The sequence below is a fragment of the Cryobacterium sp. N19 genome (genome assembly GCF_002929595.1).
GTDB lineage: Bacteria > Actinomycetota > Actinomycetes > Actinomycetales > Microbacteriaceae > Cryobacterium > Cryobacterium flavum.
In genome coordinates this window covers 68,635-86,959 of sequence record NZ_PJJR01000050.1, presented here as the reverse complement: position 1 = coordinate 86,959, position 18,325 = coordinate 68,635, and the positions used below count along the sequence as shown (strand labels likewise).

17 protein-coding genes are annotated in these 18,325 nt (G+C 66.6%); 8 read left to right on the top strand and 9 right to left on the bottom strand.

All coding sequences use genetic code 11. The features are described from left to right. Positions 1-3: 3 nt before the first annotated feature. The 7 genes from iolB (at position 4) to CXY78_RS10075 (ending at position 7,761) form a co-directional block, all read left to right on the top strand. Positions 4-924, top strand: coding sequence for a 5-deoxy-glucuronate isomerase (gene iolB / locus CXY78_RS10105; protein WP_104089262.1), 921 nt, complete (start codon positions 4-6; stop codon positions 922-924). Between the two features lie 48 nt (positions 925-972). Next, the gene (iolD, locus tag CXY78_RS10100) at positions 973-2,859 is read left to right on the top strand and encodes a 3D-(3,5/4)-trihydroxycyclohexane-1,2-dione acylhydrolase (decyclizing) (protein WP_104089260.1); all 1,887 of its coding nucleotides are present in this window, start codon (positions 973-975) and stop codon (positions 2,857-2,859) included. A 124-nt stretch (positions 2,860-2,983) separates the two neighbouring features. Then, the gene (locus CXY78_RS10095) at positions 2,984-3,982 is read left to right on the top strand and encodes a Gfo/Idh/MocA family oxidoreductase (protein ID WP_104089259.1); all 999 of its coding nucleotides are present in this window, start codon (positions 2,984-2,986) and stop codon (positions 3,980-3,982) included. Then, complete coding sequence (locus CXY78_RS10090) at positions 3,979-4,878, top strand: TIM barrel protein (RefSeq protein WP_092341514.1); 900 nt, start codon at positions 3,979-3,981, stop codon at positions 4,876-4,878. Before CXY78_RS10095 ends, CXY78_RS10090 begins: the two co-directional genes overlap by 4 nt. A gap of 80 nt (positions 4,879-4,958) precedes the next feature. After that, entirely contained in the window at positions 4,959-5,930 is a 972-nt protein-coding gene (locus CXY78_RS10085) for a sugar ABC transporter substrate-binding protein (RefSeq protein WP_233197405.1), read from the top strand. Then, a complete protein-coding gene (locus CXY78_RS10080) occupies positions 5,927-6,967 on the top strand; it encodes an ABC transporter permease (RefSeq protein ID WP_092341512.1) in 1,041 nt (346 codons plus the stop codon). Before CXY78_RS10085 ends, CXY78_RS10080 begins: the two co-directional genes overlap by 4 nt. Beyond that, positions 6,964-7,761, top strand: a complete 798-nt coding sequence (locus CXY78_RS10075) for an ATP-binding cassette domain-containing protein (protein WP_104089257.1) — start codon at positions 6,964-6,966, stop codon at positions 7,759-7,761. Before CXY78_RS10080 ends, CXY78_RS10075 begins: the two co-directional genes overlap by 4 nt. Before the next feature lie 87 nt (positions 7,762-7,848). On the opposite strand, the gene CXY78_RS10070 is transcribed toward CXY78_RS10075, so the two are convergent. From CXY78_RS10070 to CXY78_RS10035, 8 genes are all read right to left on the bottom strand, one after another. Beyond that, a complete protein-coding gene (locus CXY78_RS10070) occupies positions 7,849-8,571 on the bottom strand; it encodes a GntR family transcriptional regulator (protein WP_369827293.1) in 723 nt (240 codons plus the stop codon). 123 nt (positions 8,572-8,694) lie between these two features. Then, positions 8,695-9,831: a cysteine desulfurase family protein gene (locus tag CXY78_RS10065; RefSeq protein ID WP_092341509.1), complete on the bottom strand. Its 1,137-nt coding sequence runs from the start codon at positions 9,829-9,831 to the stop codon at positions 8,695-8,697. Between the two features lie 3 nt (positions 9,832-9,834). Next, a complete protein-coding gene (gene nadC / locus CXY78_RS10060) occupies positions 9,835-10,713 on the bottom strand; it encodes a carboxylating nicotinate-nucleotide diphosphorylase (RefSeq protein ID WP_092341508.1) in 879 nt (292 codons plus the stop codon). Continuing rightward, positions 10,707-12,368, bottom strand: a complete 1,662-nt coding sequence (gene nadB / locus CXY78_RS10055) for an L-aspartate oxidase (RefSeq protein WP_104089256.1) — start codon at positions 12,366-12,368, stop codon at positions 10,707-10,709. Before nadB ends, nadC begins: the two co-directional genes overlap by 7 nt. Then, the gene (gene nadA / locus CXY78_RS10050) at positions 12,368-13,678 is read right to left on the bottom strand and encodes a quinolinate synthase NadA (RefSeq protein ID WP_092341506.1); all 1,311 of its coding nucleotides are present in this window, start codon (positions 13,676-13,678) and stop codon (positions 12,368-12,370) included. The genes nadB and nadA overlap by 1 nt, the downstream gene beginning before the upstream one ends. Before the next feature lie 37 nt (positions 13,679-13,715). Continuing rightward, positions 13,716-14,432 carry an NUDIX domain-containing protein gene (locus CXY78_RS10045; RefSeq protein ID WP_369827300.1) on the bottom strand — a complete coding sequence of 239 codons (717 nt, stop codon included), beginning with the start codon at positions 14,430-14,432 and terminating at the stop codon, positions 13,716-13,718. Between the two features lie 91 nt (positions 14,433-14,523). After that, positions 14,524-15,288 carry a polyprenol monophosphomannose synthase gene (locus CXY78_RS10040; protein WP_198412786.1) on the bottom strand — a complete coding sequence of 255 codons (765 nt, stop codon included), beginning with the start codon at positions 15,286-15,288 and terminating at the stop codon, positions 14,524-14,526. Positions 15,289-15,292: 4 nt separating this feature from the next. After that, complete coding sequence (locus CXY78_RS10035; protein ID WP_140425693.1) at positions 15,293-16,840, bottom strand: glycosyltransferase family 39 protein; 1,548 nt, start codon at positions 16,838-16,840, stop codon at positions 15,293-15,295. Positions 16,841-16,969: 129 nt separating this feature from the next. Between CXY78_RS10035 and CXY78_RS10030 the strand changes: the two genes are divergently transcribed. Continuing rightward, positions 16,970-17,845: a carbon-nitrogen hydrolase family protein gene (locus CXY78_RS10030; RefSeq protein ID WP_104089252.1), complete on the top strand. Its 876-nt coding sequence runs from the start codon at positions 16,970-16,972 to the stop codon at positions 17,843-17,845. Here the strand turns inward: CXY78_RS10030 and CXY78_RS10025 are convergent. Further along, complete coding sequence (locus CXY78_RS10025) at positions 17,832-18,224, bottom strand: ATP-dependent DNA ligase (RefSeq protein ID WP_233206151.1); 393 nt, start codon at positions 18,222-18,224, stop codon at positions 17,832-17,834. The two genes, CXY78_RS10030 and CXY78_RS10025, sit on opposite strands and share 14 nt — an antisense overlap. Between the last annotated feature and the right edge of the window lie 101 nt (positions 18,225-18,325).

Here is an 18,325-nt window from a genome sequence, read left to right as displayed (position 1 = left end):
GGCATGACAACGCCATCCGCTGCCCCTCACCCGCGCGACTGGTTCTATGCCCGGGGCTCCCTCGAGCGTGACGGCTGGGAAACCGTCGTCGACACCGCAATCAGCGGATGGCGCTACACCGGCATCCGCGTCGCCGCGGTGTCCGAGGGTGGCTCAGCACAGCTGGCGGCGGAGGCCGTCGAACGCATCGTAGTGCCCCTCGCCGGGGCGTTCACGGTGCGCTACACCCTCGCGGGGGAGACCGAGCCGCGGGTGCAGGTTCTCGCGGGACGGGCATCCGTTTTTCACGGCCCGACCGACACCCTCTACCTGCCCACCGGCACGGCTCTTTCGATAGAAGGCGCTGGGCGGATCGCGGTGGCCGAAGCGCCGACCGATCAGGCGCTTCCGGTGGCCTATATCCCCAAAGCGGATGTCCCGATCGAGTTGCGCGGGGCGGGTCGCTCCAGCCGGCAGGTACACAACTTCGGCACCCCGGCCAGTCTCGCGGCCGACCGGCTGATCGTGTGTGAGGTGATTACGCCGGCCGAGAACTGGTCGAGTTACCCGCCGCACAAGCACGACGAGTACCGGGAGGGCGTGGAGTCGAGGCTCGAGGAGATCTACTACTTCGAGAGCAACGTCACCCGAGGCCAGGTCGCGCCGGAGATGGCGCGCCCGTTCGGTCTCATGCGCACCTATTCATCCGAAGCCGGAGATATCGACATCTCGGCCGAAGTGCACACCGGCGACGTTGCCCTCGTGCCCTTCGGCTGGCACGGCCCCTGCGTTGCAGCGCCCGGCTACGACCTCTATTACCTCAACGTGATGGCGGGCCCTGACCCCGACCGCTCGTGGCGCATCAGCGATGATCCGGCGCACGGCTGGATTCGGGGCACCTGGTCGGGCCAGGAGTTCGATTCCCGACTTCCCTACACTTCCTGACTTCCACAGGTACCACCGAAAGGACACAACGCAGTGACTACTCGTCGCATGACAGTCAGCCAGGCCCTCATCGAGTTTCTAGCGCACCAGTACACCGTTGATGGCGACGTGCGGGAGCGAACGATCGTGGGAACCTTCGGCATCTTCGGTCACGGAAACGTCGCCGGCATCGGCCAGGCCCTCAAGCAGCTGTCCGTGGACGACCCAACCCTCATGCCGTATCATCAAGCGCGCAACGAGCAGGGAATGGTGCACGAATCGGTGGCTTTCGCCCGGATGCGCCGACGTCGGTCGACCTTTGCCTGCACCGCCTCGGTCGGCCCCGGTGCCACCAATATGCTGACCGGGGCCGCCCTTGCCACGATCAACCGGCTGCCCGTGCTGCTGCTGCCGTCCGACACCTTCGCCACCCGGGTGGCCGACCCGGTGCTGCAGCAGTTGGAACTGCCGCACGACGCGAGCATCAGCGTGAATGATGCCTTCAAACCGCTGTCGCGCTTCTTCGACCGGGTGCAGCGCCCCGAACAGCTTTTCTCGGCCGCGATCGGCGCCCTGCGGGTGCTGACGGACCCCGTAGAAACCGGCGCCGTCACGCTGTGCCTCCCCGAGGACGTGCAGGCACAGGCTCTGGACGTGCCGGTGGAGTTTCTCGCTGATCGGGAGTGGCGCATCCGTCGCCCCCGGCCGGATCGGGGCGTCATCGACCAGGTCGTGCGCGCCATCCGTGAGGCCAAGCGCCCCATGATCGTGGCCGGCGGCGGCGTCATCTACTCCGACGCCGCAGCGGCGCTCGCCGCCTTCGCCCTGCACACCGGCATTCCGGTTGGCACCTCGCAGGCCGGCGTCGGTTCCCTCGTCTGGGACCACCCGCAGAGCCTCGGCGCCGTGGGCGCCACCGGAACGACAGCCGCCAACCGCATCGCCCGGGACGCCGACCTCATCATCGGAATCGGCACTCGGTACAGTGACTTTACTACCGGCAGCCGCACCGCGTTCCAGCATCCCGGCGTGCGCTTCGTCAACATCAACGTGGCGTCCTTCGACGCGATTAAGCATGGCGCAGCCATCGCGGTGGTAGCGGATGCCCGGGAAGCGCTGCTGGAACTCACCGAGGGTCTCGATCGCTACCGGGTCGACGCCGAATTTGCCGATCGCATCCGCTTGGAGAAAGCGGAGTGGAACGCGGTGGTCGACGAGGCCGTCACCCCGAGTGGTCGGCCGTTGCCGGCCCAGTCGGAAATCATCGGCGCGGTGCAGCACGCCGCAGACCCGCGCGACGTGGTCGTCTGCGCGGCCGGCTCGCTGCCCGGCGACCTGCACAAGCTGTGGCGGGTGCGAAATGAACTCGGCTACCACGTTGAATACGGCTTCTCCTGCATGGGCTACGAGATCGCCGGGGGCATCGGCGTGCGCCGGGCTGCCCCCGACCGTGACGCGATCGTCATGGTCGGCGACGGCTCGTACCTCATGATGCACACCGAGATCGTGTCGGCGGTGGCTGAGGGCGTCAAAGTCATCATCGTGCTGGTGCAGAACCACGGCTACGCCTCGATCGGTCATCTGAGTGACACCGTGGGGTCGCAACGGTACGGCACGCAGTATCGTTTTCGCGACACGGCCCACAACAACTTTGAAACGGATGCGACGCTGCCGATCGACCTGGCGGCCAACGCGGCCAGCCTGGGTATTTCAGTGATCAGGGTCGAGCCCGGGCCAGACGCCATCGCTGATCTGGCCGCGGCCGTGGCCAGGGCGAAGGCCTCCGTGACAGCGACGCTCATTCATGTCAACAGTGACCCCCTGCTGTTCTCACCGGACACGGAGAGCTGGTGGGACGTTCCTGTGGCCGAGGTGTCGGTCCTGGACAGCACGACGCAGGCGCGCCGTGATTATGTGGCGCAACGTGAGAATCAACGCCCCTATCTGGGGTCCTAGCTCATCCGACCAAGATTTGTAAGTATGTTAAGACAAAGCCTTGACGACCGCTTGGCAAGCGTATACCGTGGTCAAAAGCAACAACATTAGGACATTAAAACAAACTTAATGTGGAGGCTATAAAGTGCGATTCGTAGTTCTGGGAGCCGGCAGGATCGGGCTCTCTCACGTCGGCACGTTGAAGGCGCAGGCCGGAGTCACCGACCTGCTGATCGCGGATCTCGATCCGGCCCGCGCTGCGTCCGCGGCGGCCTCGGTCGGCTCGGCCTCCGCCACGATCGACGAGGCGTTCGCCTCGAAGCCAGACGGCATCGTCATTGCCGCGCCGACCTCGGCCCATGCCGAGCTCATCGTGCGGGCCGTGCGCGCCGGCATCCCGACGTTTTGCGAGAAGCCCCTCGCCGAGAATCTCAGCTCGAGTATCGCGCTCGTCGAGGAGGTCGAGCGTCACGACATTCCCGTTCAGATCGGGTTCCAGCGCCGTTTCGACGCCGGCTACACCGAGGCCAAGCGCGCCCTGCAGAACGGTGACATCGGCGAACTGCGACGGATGCACGTGCTGACCTGCGACCCGACGCCGCCCCCGGCCGAGTACATTCCCACCAGCGGAGGAATTTACCGCGACTGCCACATTCACGACTTTGACATTCTGCGCTGGGTCACCGGCCGCGAGGTCGCTACGGTCTTCGCGACCGGTGCCAACCGCGGCGCCTCCTTCTTCGGTGATGCCGGTGACGTTGACGAATCCGCTGCTCTGCTGACACTCGATGACGGAACCCTGGTTACCGTGCAGGGTTCACGTTACAACGGTGCCGGCTACGACGTGCGCATGGAACTGTCCGGAAGCCTCGGAAACCGTTCGGTCGGAATCGACGAGCGCGTTCCGCTGACCAGTGCAGAGCCGGGCGTCAGCTTTCCCAGAGAGTCTGCCTGGCCCAACTTTCAGGAGCGGTTCGCTTCCGCCTACGCTGCGGAGCTGGCCCGATTCGTCACCGTCGCCGCGGGCGAGACCGTCAGCCCGTGCACCCCTCGGGATGCACTGGAAGCGCTGTACATCGCCGAGGCCGCCGAACTGTCCCGTGCCGAGGGACGCCTGGTGCGCCTCGATGAAGTCAGGCGATGACCGTGGCAGAAGCATCCGTTCATCTCCTGAGCCGCATCGCTGCCGCACCGATTTCCTGGGGGGTCTGCGAGGTTCCCGACTGGGGGTTTCAGCTCGCGCCTGAGCGTGTTCTCGGTGAGATGCGCGACCTGGGCGTCGTGGCCACCGAATTCGGTCCCGAGGGTTTTCTTCCGTCTGGTCCGATCGACAAGGCCGAAACCTTGGCGGCTGCCGGTCTGAAGGCCGTCGGTGGTTTCGTTCCGATTGTGCTGCACGACGCGGGAAACGACCCGGTTCCGGCTATCGAGGCCGAACTCGACTCGTTTCTGGCAGCGGGGGCGACCCGCCTCGTTCTCTCGGCCGACACCGGTCAGGTCGGCTACGACTCCCGCCCGACGCTGAGCGAGCAGGAATGGGACACACTTCTCGCCAACCTCGATCGGCTCGTGCAGACCGCGGCCGCCCGCGGCGTGGTGGCCTCGATTCACCCCCACGTCGGAACAATGATCGAATCGAGCCATGACGTCGAGCGGGTATTGAACGGCTCACAGATCGGGCTGTGCCTCGACACCGGACACCTGCTCATCGGCGGGACCGACCCGGTCGAACTGGCCCGCGACAACGCCACTCGGATCAGCCACGTGCACCTCAAAGACGTGCGCCGAGCCCTGGCCGAGAAGGTGCAGCGCAAGGAACTCACCTACACCGATGCGGTGCGCCAGGGCCTGTACACACCGCTCGGTACCGGTGACATTGACATCCGGGCAATTGTCACCTTCCTCGAAGGGGCCGGCTATGCGGGCTACTACGTGCTCGAGCAGGACACGATCCTGACCGAGAACCCGGCAGAGGGCCAGGGCCCACTCGCGGATGTGCGCACCAGCATCGATTTCATCGCCGGTTTGGCGACTCCCTAAGACTCTTCACGACCGACATCACAATCCGCACCACACACGGCACCGCCTCAGTCACAATGTATCCAATGGAGGATCCACTTATGAAGCTCAAATCTCGCTGGATGGCGGCGCTCGTCGTCCTGCCGCTCGCCCTCACCGGTTGCACGTCCACAACGAACACGGCAGCCACCACCGACGCTGCGGCCTCGGGCGACCCGGTCACGATCGCCGTCGTAACCCACGGCTCCCCGGGAGACACCTTCTGGGACGTCGTCAAGAGTGGTGCGGAGCAGGCCGGAAAAGACCTCGGCGCCACTGTCACCTACCAGGGCGATGGTGACCCGGTCAAGCAAAGCCAGCTCATCGACGCCGCCGTTGCGACTCACCCCGACGGTCTGATCGTCTCGATGGCCAACCCGGACGGCGTCAAGAACGCCGTCGAAAAGGCCGTCGCCGCCGGTATCCCGGTGATCACGATCAACTCCGGCCTGGAACAGTCCCGGGAATTCGGTGCCCAGACCCACGTCGGTCAGAGCGAGTTCATCGCCGGTCAGGGTGCGGGCGAGCAGCTCGCCGCTGCCGATGTCAGTAACGTCATCTGCGTCATTCACGAGGCCGGCAACACCGGACTGGAAGAACGCTGCAAGGGCGCAGCTGACACCCTCGGCGGCAGCGTCACCAACGTTCAGGTCGACGTCGCGAACGTCGCCGACGCCCAGAACACGATCAAGAGCAGCCTTCTGGCTGACCCGTCCATCGATGGCGTCCTCACCCTGAACCCGGGTATCGCTGTAGCGGCCAGCCAGGCGATCGAAGAAGCGGCCAGTTCGGCGAAACTCGCGACCTTCGACGTGTCCTCCGACGTCACCCAGCTCATCCTCGACGGCAAGATTCTGTTCGCCGTTGACCAGCAGCCGTACTCCCAGGGCTACCTGCCGGTGACCTTCCTCACCCTGCAGGCTCGCAATGGCGACGTCGTCGGTGGCGGCATGCCGGTCTACTCCGGCCCCGGCTTCGTCACCAAGGACAACGCGGAGCAGGTCGCGAAGTTCGCGAAGAATGGAACGCGATGACCCGTACCGCACCCGCGGTTACCGACGAACGGATTAAGCCCGCCGGTCTGATCATCACGCTGCTGCGCCGACCCGAGGTCGGCGCGGCGGTGGCCGCCCTCGCCATCTTCATCTTTTTCTCGGTCTCGACCCAGGCCTTTCTGACTCCTGCCGGCGTGGCCACCTGGCTCTACTCCGCATCACTGTTCGGCATCATGGCCGTCGCCGTGGCCCTGCTCATGATCGGCGGGGAGTTCGACCTCTCCGCCGGGGCCATGGTCGGTACGACCGGACTCATCGTCGGAATCGTCACGACCGAGTGGGGCGTCAACATCTGGCTCGCCCTCGTGATCGCCTTGGCGATCGCACTGGCAATCGGTGCGGCGAACGCCTTCGTGGTCATGAAGACCGGGCTGCCGAGCTTCATCGTCACCCTCGCCACCTTCTTCATTCTGCAGGGGGTGAACCTGGCGGTCACCAAGATCATCACCGGTACGGTCTCCATTCAGGGCATGAGCGCCGTACCCGGCTTCGATGCCGTCAAGGTATTCTTCGGTTCCTCGTTCGCACTCCTTGGCATGGACGTGAAAATCTCCATCGTCTGGTGGATCGCCCTAACCGCGCTGGCCACCTGGATTCTGCTTCGTACCCGCTCGGGAAACTGGATCTTCGCGGTCGGTGGCCAGATCACCAGCTCGCGCCAGGTGGGCGTGCCGGTCATGAAGGTCAAAATGGGCCTCTTCATGACCACGGCTGGCGCTGGTTGGCTCGTCGGAATGCTCCAGCTGTTCGACGTGTCAACGGTGCAGGCCACGACCGGCATCGGCCAGGAGTTCATCTACATCATCTGCGCTGTTGTTGGCGGTTGCCTGCTGACCGGCGGCTACGGATCGGCCATCGGTGCCGCTCTGGGTGCCCTGATCTACGGCATGACCCTGCAGGGCATCGTGTTCGCGCAGTGGGACAATAACTGGCTCAAAGCGTTCCTCGGTGGCATGCTGCTGCTTGCCGTACTCGTCAACCTCTATGTACGCCGCCAGGCAGGAGTTCGCTCATGACAGACGCACAGGCATCCGCTGACCCGCCGATTCTTGAAGTTCGGGACATCGGCAAGACCTATGGTTCCATTCTGGCGCTGCAGGGTGTGTCGGCCTCGGTCGGTGTCGGTGAGGTCCTCTGCGTTCTTGGGGACAACGGTGCCGGCAAGTCCACGTTCATCAAGATTCTGTCCGGGGCCCACGCGTACACCCACGGCAAGCTCCTCGCTTATGGGGTCGAGCGCACCTTCGGCAGCCCGCGTGAAGCCCTGGATCTGGGCATCGCGACGGTGTATCAGGACCTGGCCGTAGTTCCGCTCATGCCGGTCTGGCGCAACTTCTTTTTGGGCTCCGAGCTGACCCGAGGTTTTGGTCCGTTCAGCCAGCTGGACGTCAAGGGGATGCGCCGGATCACCAAGGAAGAGCTGGCCAAGATGGGCATCGACCTGCGCGACGTCGACCAGCCCATCGGCACCCTGTCGGGTGGTGAGCGCCAGTCGGTGGCCATCGCCCGAGCCGTGTACTTCGGCGCGAAGGTCGTTATCCTCGACGAGCCGACCTCGGCTCTGGGCGTCAAGCAGGCCGGCGTTGTGCTGAAATACATCGCCCAGGCGCGCGACCGCGGCCTTGGCGTGGTATTCATCACGCATAACCCGCACCACGCCTATCCCGTCGGTGACCGGTTCCTGCTGCTCAAACGCGGAACCAGCCTGGGGGACTTCAAGAAGAGCGAGATTACCATCGAGGAGATGACGAAGCTCATGGCTGGCGGAGCGGAACTCGACGCCCTCGCCCACGAGCTCGCCCGCGCCTGAACCACGCTGGCTGCACAAAGAATTCTGGCCGTCTGACCTTGGGGGGTCAGGCGGCCAGTCTTCGTTGCACGGTTTCCGAAACGCTGGCTATTTTTCGACCAGGGTCACTTCGAAGGAGTAGAGGTCGGGGCGGTAGCAGTGCTGCCCGAACTCAACGGCGCGGCCCGAATTATCGAAGGCCGTGCGGTCCATCGTGAGCAGGGCTGAGCTCTTCTCGATCTCCAGTAGCGCTGACTCTTCGGCGGTGGACTTGCGGGCGCCGATGTGCTGGCGGGCCACCCGCATCGTCACGCCGCGTGAACGCAGCACCTGGTAGAGGCCGTGGGCGACGAGATCAGTGGGCTCGATACCGATGAATTCCGCTGGGAGCCAGTTTTCCATTACGGCGACGGGCACGTCGTCGGCCAGGCGCACGCGGCGCAGGTGCAACGTGGGGCTGCCCTCGTCGACGCCGAGACGCTCGGCGGTTTTCGCATCCGCTGGCTGGGATTCGAGCGTGAGCAGGTGGGTGGACGGCACCTTGTGCGTGTTGGTGAGGTCGTCGTAGAGGCTGGTCAGCTCGACTCTGCGGGTGACCTGGCCGTGCACGACCTGGGTGCCGATGCCGCGGCGACGTACCAGCAGACCCTTGTCGACGATTTCCTGGATGGCGCGGCGCACGGTGGGCCGGCTGAGGCCCAGTCGCTGGCCGAGCGCGACCTCGTTCTCGAGCCGTGACCCGGCGGGCAGTTCACCGCTCAGGATGGCCTTTTCGATGCGCTGCGAAACCTGAAAGTACAGGGGAATCGGCCCGGATCGCTCCAGATCCATGAACATTCCCATAGGGAGGACGTTTTCTTCCTGCGCGCTCACCTGACACCTCACTGACAAGCCAAGAGCTTTGGCTAGTTGTCATGACATTATCAGGTCATAGCGACGCTGTCAGGAGGCGGGTCAGGCACCGAGGCTGGCGACCGCAGCGACCGCTGCACGAACGGATGCCGCCGCCTCGACCGCGTCCGCCGCGCTCGTGCCAACACCCAGCGCGAACCGCACCGCAGTGTGAGCGACCTCGGCCGTGAGGCCCATGGCCGTGAGAACGTGCGAGGGCTCGCTGCTGCCGGCCGCGCAGGCGGACCCACTCGAACAGACAATGCCGTGCTGCTCAAGCTCGAGCAGCACCGCCTCGCCGCTCGTGCCCGGGAATACGAACGACGCGGTGCCCGGCAGCCGTTCAGTGGCGTGGCCGGTGAGCCGGGCCGAGGGCGTGTCGCGCAGCACGGTGCTGATGAACTCGTCGCGAAGAGTGCTGGTGCGGGCGGCGGCGAGTACGCGCTCCTCACCGGCCAGGCGCAGGGCGACGGCGAGGGCGACCGCTCCGGCGACGTTCTCGGTGCCGCTGCGTTTGCCGCGCTCCTGGCCGCCGCCGTGCAGCAGCGGTTCGATCGGAAGGCGTCCGCGCAGAAAAACCGCGCCGATGCCGGGGGGAGCGCCGAGCTTGTGGCCGGAGAGGCTCAGCGCGTCCACGCCGAGTGTGGTCACGTTCAGGTCGAGCCAACCGCCGGCCTGCACCGCGTCGGTGTGGAACGGCACACCCTGCGCGACAGCGGCCAGTTCGGCCACGGGCTGCACGGTACCGACCTCATTATTGGCGTAGTGCACCGAGACCAGGGTCGTGTCGGAACGGAGCGCGCGGGCCAGGTCGGCGGGGTCGACGCGGCCGGCGGCATCCACTGGTAGCAGGGTGATCTCGAAACCGTGCAGCCGCCGCAGGTAGTCGCAGGAGTCGAGCACAGCCTCGTGCTCGATCGGAGTGGTCACGATGTGGCGGCCGCGCGGGGCGCCGAGGGCAACGCCCTTGATCGCGAGATTGTCGCTTTCGGTGCCGCCGCTGGTGAACGTGACCTCGCCGGGCCGGCAGCCGAGCGAGGCGGCGACGCTGCGGCGCGCCTCCAGCAGGGCGGCAGCGGCGGCCTCACCGACCTGGTGGTGGCTCGATGGATTGCCGAAGCCGCTTGTGAGGTGCGGCCACATGGCCTCGAGGGCCTCGCGGCGCACCGGGGTCGTCGCGGCGTTATCCAGGTAAATCATGGGTCAGAGAGCAAACCCAGCCGGCGTGTTCACCCGAATGGCCACGTCGAGGCCGAGGTCGAGCGAGTGCACGCTGTGCGTGAGTGCTCCGACCGAGATGACATCGACACCGGATGCCGCAATGTCGCGTACGGTCTCGAGCGATACTCCGCCGCTGGCTTCGACGATGGCGCGACCGGCGACCTGCTGCACGCCCGTACGCAGGTCTTCCGGGCTGAAATTGTCGAGCATGATCGTGTCGATGCCCGCAGCGAGCACGCCTTCGATCTGGTCCAGCCGGTCGACCTCTACCTCGAAGTGGGTGGTGTGCGAGAGACGAGCGCGAACGGCACGCAGTGCCTCGGTGAGGCCGAGCGGCCCGGCGGCGAGGATGGCGAGGTGGTTGTCCTTGGCCATCACCGTGTCGGACAGGCTGAACCGGTGGTTGTGGCCGCCGCCGTCGCGCACGGCCGCGCGTTCCAGGGCGCGGAGGCCCGGCGTGGTCTTGCGGGTGTCGACGATGCGGGCCTTGGTGCCGGCCGTCTCGGCGACGTACCGGGCGGTCAGGGTGGCGATTCCGCTCATCCGCTGCACGAAGTTGAGCCCGATACGTTCAGCCTGCAGGATGCCGCGGGCCGGGCCGGTCACCTCGGCCAGCGTGGCGCCGGCGACGAAGTGGTCACCGTCGGCGACGAACTGGCGTACCTCGATGCGGGGGTCGGTGAGGGCGAAGGCGGCGGTGAACACGGCACTGCCGCTGTACACGCCGGGTTCGCGGGCTTCGAGCCTGGCCGTCGCGACGGCATCCTCGGGGATGAGCACGGCCGAGGTGAGGTCGCCCCAGGGGGCGTCTTCGTCGAGGGCGGCTTGCACGACAACGTTGATGGAGTGATTGCTCAGCATGCGATGGCCTCCTGGGCCGGAACGAGTTCGAGTGATTGCGGGCGTGACTGGGAGCTGCGTGCTTGCGAGACTGAGCGGGCCAATTCGGGCCGGGTCTCGGCGAAGTCGGAGCGGTAGTGCGCGCCGCGCGACTCCTCGCGGGCGAGGGCGGCGGTCACGAGCAGGCGGCCAAGGTCGAGCAGGTTGCGGTCTTCGAGGGCGGCGACCGCGGTGCTGGCGGGGTCGGGGGCTGTCCACTCGGCGAGGTTGGCGGCGGCTGCGGCCAGGCCGGCGCCGGAGCGGTGGACCCCGGCGGAGTGCCAGAGGAGTTGCTGGAGTGTTACGCGGTCGACCAGCGTTGCTCGATCGGCTGACGGTGATCCTATGGCGGTCTCGACGGGCTCGACCGACGGGTGGGAGAGATCCGCAGAGCGGATCGCCTTGTCGAAATGGTGTGAGAAGGCAGAGACCGGCGAGTGGGCGTGACCTTCCGAGCCGGTGGGCCAGGACTGGTCCAGCGCGCGCACCGCGCGGTCGGCGAAGACGGCGGCCTCGAGCAGCGAGTTGGAGGCGAGCCGGTTGGCACCGTGCGCCCCGGTGCGGGCAACCTCGCCGACGGCGAACAGGCCGGGCCGGGTGGTGCGAGCCCAGGTATCCGTTTCGACGCCGCCCATCCAGTAGTGCGCGGCCGGGGCCACCGGAATGGCTTCGACCGCCCAGTCCAGGCCCGCGGCACGGCAGGCGGCAGTGATAGTGGGGAACCGGTTTTCGAGCAGCTCGCGGCCGAGCGCGGTCGCGTCGAACAACACCGGGGCGCCGCCCTGCCGTTCCATCTGGCGGGCGATGGCCCGGGCGACGACGTCGCGTGGGGCGAGTTCGGCGTCGGGGTGCTCGGCCAGCATGAAGCGCTCGCCGAGCTGATTTCTGAGCACGGCGCCTTCACCGCGCACCGCCTCCGAGACGAGCGGCGTGCCGGGCACCGCGAGGGCGGTGGGGTGAAACTGGTAGAACTCCAGATCGGTAACGGATGCCCCGGCCCGCCACGCCGCCGCCACGCCGTCCCCGGTGGCGACCGCGGGGTTGGTGGTGTGCGTATAAAGGGCGCCGGCACCGCCGGTGGCGAGAATCACGGCGTCGGCTTCGAGCGAGCGCTGCACGCCGTCGGGGCCGAGTACCCGGGCGCCGCTCGCTGCGCCGGCGTCGTCGACCAGCAGGTCGACCAGCATGGTGTGTTCCCATACCTCGATCGCGGCCCGGCGCCGAACGGTCGCGACGAGCGCCGCTTCGACCGCGGCGCCGGTGGCGTCACCGCCGGCGTGCACGACCCGGGAGCGCGAGTGTGCAGCTTCCAGTCCGCGAGCCACCCCGGATTCGTCGCGGTCGAAGTCCACGCCGAACCGAATGAGGTCGCGCACCCGCGCCGGTCCCTCTTCGCAGAGCACTCGCACCGCAGCCGGGTCGCACAGTCCGGCGCCGGCGCGCAGCGTGTCGAGCGCGTGGGCGTCCACCGAGTCGTCACGAAACAGGGCAGCGGCGATGCCGCCCTGCGCGTACCGGGTATTACTCTCCGGCAGCACCGACTTGGTGACGAGCACCACGCGGTGCCCGGCATCCGCTGCGCGCACAGCGGCCAGCAGGCCGCCGAGGCCGCTCCCGATGACGAGAACGGATGACATCAGGCGCCGACCAGAACCGGCGGCCGGGCCGCCAGCATCCGCTCGAGGGCCACCCGGGCGTTACCGGCGACATCGGAGGCCACCGTGATCTGGTTGAGAACTTCGCCCGGTGCCTCGCCGCCGCCGACGAGCGCTTCGAGCACCCAGGCCAGGTAGCCAGCGTGGATGCGGTACATGGTGGAGCAGGGGCAGATCACCGGGTCGAGGCAGAAAATCTCGTGCTCGGGGTGCTGGGCAGCCAGCCGGTTCACGAGGTTGATCTCGGTGCCGATCGCGAAGGTCGTGCCGGCGGGGGCCGCGGCGATGGCTTTCGCGATGAAGTCGGTGGAACCGGCCGAGTCGGCAGCGTCGACGACCGCCATCGGGCATTCCGGGTGCACCAAGACCCGCACGCCGGGGTGATCGGCGCGGGCGGCGTCGATCTGCGGCACGGTGAAGCGGCGGTGCACGCTGCAGAAACCGTGCCAGAGCACGACCCGGGCTTCGTCGAGTTCGGCAGCCGTGTTGCCGCCGAGCGGTTTGGTCGGGTTCCACATCGGCATCTGCTCCAGGGGCACGCCCATGGCCTTGGCGGTGTTGCGACCGAGGTGCTGGTCTGGGAAGAACAAAACGCGCTGGCCGCGCTCGAACGCCCACTCCAGCACGGTCTTGGCGTTCGACGAGGTGCAGACGATGCCGCCGTGCTCGCCGCAGAAGCCCTTGAGCGCGGCGGAGGAATTCATGTAGGTGACCGGAATCACCGGAACCCGGCCGGAGGCATCCGCCCCGATGCCGTACAGCTCCTCGAGCTGTTCCCAGCACTCGGTGACCGAGTCGATGTCGGCCATGTCTGCCATGGAGCAGCCGGCAGCCAGGTTCGGCAGAATCACGGCCTGATCGGGCCCGGAGAGTAGGTCGGCGGTTTCAGCCATGAAGTGCACGCCGCAGAATACGATCGCGGCCGCGTCGGGGCGGCTCTGCGTGGCCTGGGCGAGCTGAAAGCTGTCGCCCACAAAATCGGCGTGCCGCAGCACCTCATCGCGCTGGTAGAAATGGCCGAGAATCACGACCGAGTCGCCGAGCACGTTCTTGGCCTCGACGATGCGGGCGCTGAGTTCCTCGGGTGAGGCGGTGCGGTAGCGCTCCGGCAGGGCGCCCTGACGGGGGGATCCGGCCGGAATCACGTCGCCCATCGAGGAGCCGGGGCCATAACCGGGGGTGCCGGCGTCGAATTCCCACGGCGCAGTCGCCAGATCGGGACTGCACGTGCTGCCGGCGGCTTTGCCGGTGCCGATGAGACGAATGGTGGTCTCGACCGAAGGAATAGTCATGGTCGTGCTCCTTGAGAATGAAGAGGGGTGGGGGGAGTTAGCGGGTTGGTCCCGGCGGGTCGTGCTCGTTGGCCCGATCGTCGTACCGGTAAAGCCGTGCGGGCCGGTGGCGGGCACCCGCCACGTGCTGATCGGTGCTGATCAGGGTGCCGCTCGACTCCATCGAGCGACGAAAGTTGGCCGGGTCGAGCGCCTTCTGAAGCACGGCCTCGTGCACGTCGCGCAGCTGGGCGAGGGTGAAAGTGTCGCCGAGAAAGGCGTGCGCGATGCGGGCGTATTCGACCTTCGTGCGCAGCCGCCAGAGGGCGTATTCCACGATGCGGTTGTGGTCGAACGCCAGCGGCGGCAGCTGGTCCGCGGCAAACCAACGAACGTTTTCACCAACGGATGCTCGCTCCGCGACCTCCGAACGCACCAGCGCCCAGTACACGACGGAGACCACGCGAAGGCCGGGGGAGCGGTCGATATCGCCGAACGTGTACAACTGCTCCAGGTAGCGCGGCGACAGGTCCGTGGTTTCGCGCAGGGTGCGACCGGCAGCGGCTGCGAGCTCTTCGTCGGCCGGCAGCCATCCGCCGGGCAGCGCCCAGAGATCTCGGTGCGGGTCGCGGGTGCGGCGCACGAGCGGGAGCCAGAGTGTCTTCAGGCCCGACTCGTCGTCGGGGCGCAGGGCGAAGATCACGGTCGAAACCGCCAGGGTCGCCTGCGCGCTGCCGCGTTCCAGCAGACTCTTCTCGGTCAGGTGGTGCTCCAGCACGGGGATCCAGTCGTAAAGGTCAGTGTGACTTTAACTGCTGGATCCATCATATAGTCAAATTGACTCAAACACCCGAAATGTTTCCGATTCAGGCTCCGCGTGCGGCCGCGGCGGCCTCCCGCGCGCCGGACCGGCTGATGCCCATTCCGGTCACGCCCCACAGAGTGACCCGAGCCATCGCCTCGATGGCGATGCGTGGACTCATCTTCGACGATCCGCGTACCCGCTCGACGAAGGTGATCGGCACCTCGACGACGCGCAGGTTGGCGCGCACCGCGTGCAGCAGCATCTCAATCTGAAAGCAGTAGCCGAGGCTGTCGACGCTCGAGAGGTCCATACGCTCGAGTGCCCTGGCCGAGTAAACCCGGTAACCGCCGGTGGCGTCGCGCTGCGGCAGCCGCAGCAGCAGACGGGAATACCAGGAGCCGCCGCGGGAGAGTGCGCGCCGGTGCCAGGGCCAATTCTCGATGGCCCCGCCGGGAACCCAGCGTGAGCCCATCACGACGTCAGCCGTGACGGCGGCATCGAGCAGCGTGGCGAGTTGCTCCGGCAGGTGGGAGCCGTCCGCGTCGAGCTGCACCAACCGGGTATAGCCGCGGCCGAGGCCCCAGCCGAAGCCGTCGAGGTACGCCGCGCCGAGGCCGGTCTTCTCGGTGCGGTGCAGCACGTGAACGCTGGAATCCCGAGCCGCGATCGCGTCGGCGAGGGTGCCGGTGCCGTCGGGCGAAGCGTCGTCGACGACCAAAATGTGCACCTCGGGCACGCTGGAGCGCAGTCGATCCACGATCGAGGCGATGTTTTCGGCCTCGTTATAGGTCGGTACGAGTACCAGCGTGTTGGTGGTGGTGGGCACGACGTTACCTCGTCATTTCGATGATGCGGGTGCGGTTGACCAGTGTCGTGTCGGCGACGCGGAAACCCTGGAGTTGAAGCGTGTGGACATCCGTTTCTTTCCGCGAATCTGCACTCCCCGAGTATTGCAGCAGCCACACCGTGTTGAGGTTCACTACGCTCGGCAGCACGTCGGTCAGAGGTGCGACCTCGTCCCACAGCCAGGTCGTGTCAGCGTACGGGCGGGTCAGGGTCACGTCGCGCAGTCCGGCGAAAGCGTTGGGGTAGAGATGCATAGCTAGCCGGGGCAGGCGTGACGGGCGCACGCTCTGGTCGAAGACCACGCCGTCGTCCGGCGTTGCCCGGGCGGCGATGATGTCGGCTGCCTGGCGCCAGTCACTGCCCTCATTCTTGCCGTAGTTACCGCGTTGCACCGCATAGGCGGGCACGATCACGGCCACGAGGGCCAGGACACTCGCGACGCGCAACCAATTGCTGGCCAGTGCCGCCACGCCCACGGCGATCACAATGCCCACCGCCGGGGCGCAGAGCGAGAGGTAGCGCAACGAATACATCGGCGCGATCAGGTGGGTGCCGATGAGCAGAATCGCGCTCGGCACCAGCATCCAGGCCAGAAAAATTGTCAGTCCCGTGCGGCGCGGCAGGCCGGCCGAAAGAGGCCTGCCGGGGCGGCGCAGGAATACCGCGATCACAGCCACGAGAATGAGCGACCAGGCCATGATCGCCACCGGAATGGTGTCGAACCACTGCGTGACGGCCGCTTCGCTCACGCTGACCTGGGGTCGTCGGCCGATGAACGCGATTTGTTCCCGCTGCGCTGAGCCCGCCAGCACTATCGGGGCGGCCAGCAGCAGCCCGATCGCGCTTGCGCCGACCCAGAAGAAAACGCTGCGCCACAGCGGATGCCGGCCGCCAAGAACGAGGACCGCCACCGCGTGTACCGGCAGCAGCAGCGCCAGGAACAGGAAGACGTAGATGCCGAGCGCGAGCAGCACGGAATAGGAACCCCAGAGCAGGATCTGCCGGCGCCGACTCCCGGCGCTGCTTCGGACAGCGTGCACGAGAAGCACGGTCAGCCAGACCCCGATGGCCGTGGCGATGGCGGTGGATCGCGCCTCGGAGCCCATATAGGTCACCCGCGGAATGATCGCGAAGACCAGTCCGCCGGCGATGGCAACCCGAGACCCCATGAAGAATCGCGCCAGAACCACCGTTCCCGCAGCCGCGACGCCGATCGCGATCGCGCTCGGCAGCCGGGTGGCGAGCTCGGACGCACCGAACAGGTCGATCCAGCCGTGCAGAAACAGGTAGTAGAGGCCGTGCACGGCATCGACGTTCTCGAGCATGCCGAACAGCGAGGGGAGCGATCGTTCGGCCGACATGACGCTGGCCGCCTCATCGCCCCAATACGACGGCTGCCAGGACCAGGCGAACGATACCAAAAAGGCCACGAGGCCCACGAGACCCGCCGACCAGGCGGGTGAAAGCCGTCGCCACAGGCGTCGTCCGGGCACCGGAGGGGCCACGAGATGCGGAGCGATAACGGAAGTCACCCTATGAACCTACCCAGCAAATGTTAACGGGAGCCTTCGATAACCCCTCAGTTGACTGCGAAGATCAAACCTTTCGCCGGTTGGCATCGGTATCGGCATGCTGATCGAGCGGCCAGCTAGGCTTTCGCCATGACTCCAGGCGCCGCAACGCATGAATCCGCAACGATCGATTCCGATGCGGTCGGCGTGGCCGTTGCCCAGTTCGCCCCTGGGCCAGATCGGGCGCTTAACCTCGGCACCATGCGGCAGCTGGCCGAAACGGCCGCCGGTCGTGGCGCCCAGCTCGTCGTTTTTCCCGAGTACTCGGCATTCTTCGAACCGAAACTCGGACCGTCGTTTGTGGCGGCCGCCGAACCGCTCGACGGAGAATTCGTGACCGCGCTGGCCGCGCTTGCCGCCGAACTCGGCATCCACGTCGTGGCCGGCATGCTCGAAACGACCGTGGACCCGGCCAGGTTCTCGAACACGCTCGTCACTCTCGATGACACCGGGCACCTCGTGGCGACCTACCGCAAGCTGCACCTGTACGACGCGTTCGGCGACCGTGAATCGGAGTGGGTGCTGCCCGGCACCGTGACCGACCCCGAGACCTTCGATGTCGGCGGCCTGCGGGTGGGGCTGCAGACCTGCTACGACATCCGCTTTCCCGAGGTCACGCGTCGACTCGTCGACGCGGGAGTCACCCTCGTGCTCGTGCCGTCGGAGTGGGTGCGTGGCCCGCTCAAAGAACACCACTGGCGTACCCTGCTGACGGCCCGGGCGCTGGAGAACACCGTTTTTGTGGCGGCCGCCGATCAGACCCCGCCGATCGGCGTTGGTACCAGCCTCATCATTGACCCGATGGGCGTTGCGCTGGTCAGCCTCGGCGAGGCAGCGGATGTCGCCGTCGCGTACCTCACACCGGCCAGAGTCACCGCCGTGCGCGCTATCAATCCGGCCCTCGCACTCCGACGCTTCACCGTCGTGCCGCGCGAAGCGGCACCTATGAGAATCAGCGTTCGGTGACGCTGGCCTTGGTCGCGCGGGTCTGCGCGGCCGCTCGAATGCCGATGACCGGTTCTAGCTTCGGGGTCGCATTGGCGTCAACGGCGGCGCTTTCTTCCGCGGTTACCACGAGCCCCTGCGAGCTGTTGGCCGAGCGGGTCAGCTGGGCGACCCAGTTCGGGTTGATGCTCGGTGCGTGGCCGCCGGCAAACTTGAAATAGAGCGGAATCGCCGGGTGCAGCCAGGCAGAGCTGCGGCCGTCGCCGACGACGGCGGCATCACGCCAGGACAACAGAAAACTTTCGCCGCGGCGAAGCTTTTGAATGATTACGAGTTGCAGGTGTGCCAGCATGCGATCTTCGAATTCCACGACGACACGGTCGTACGTGAGAGAACCCATGATTGCCACTTCCATTTCGCTGCGATCGGTTGCGCTCACTGAGAGCCGGGAGCCGGAACGAATGAAAGCGAAGAATGCACTTTGGAATTGAACCGGGCACT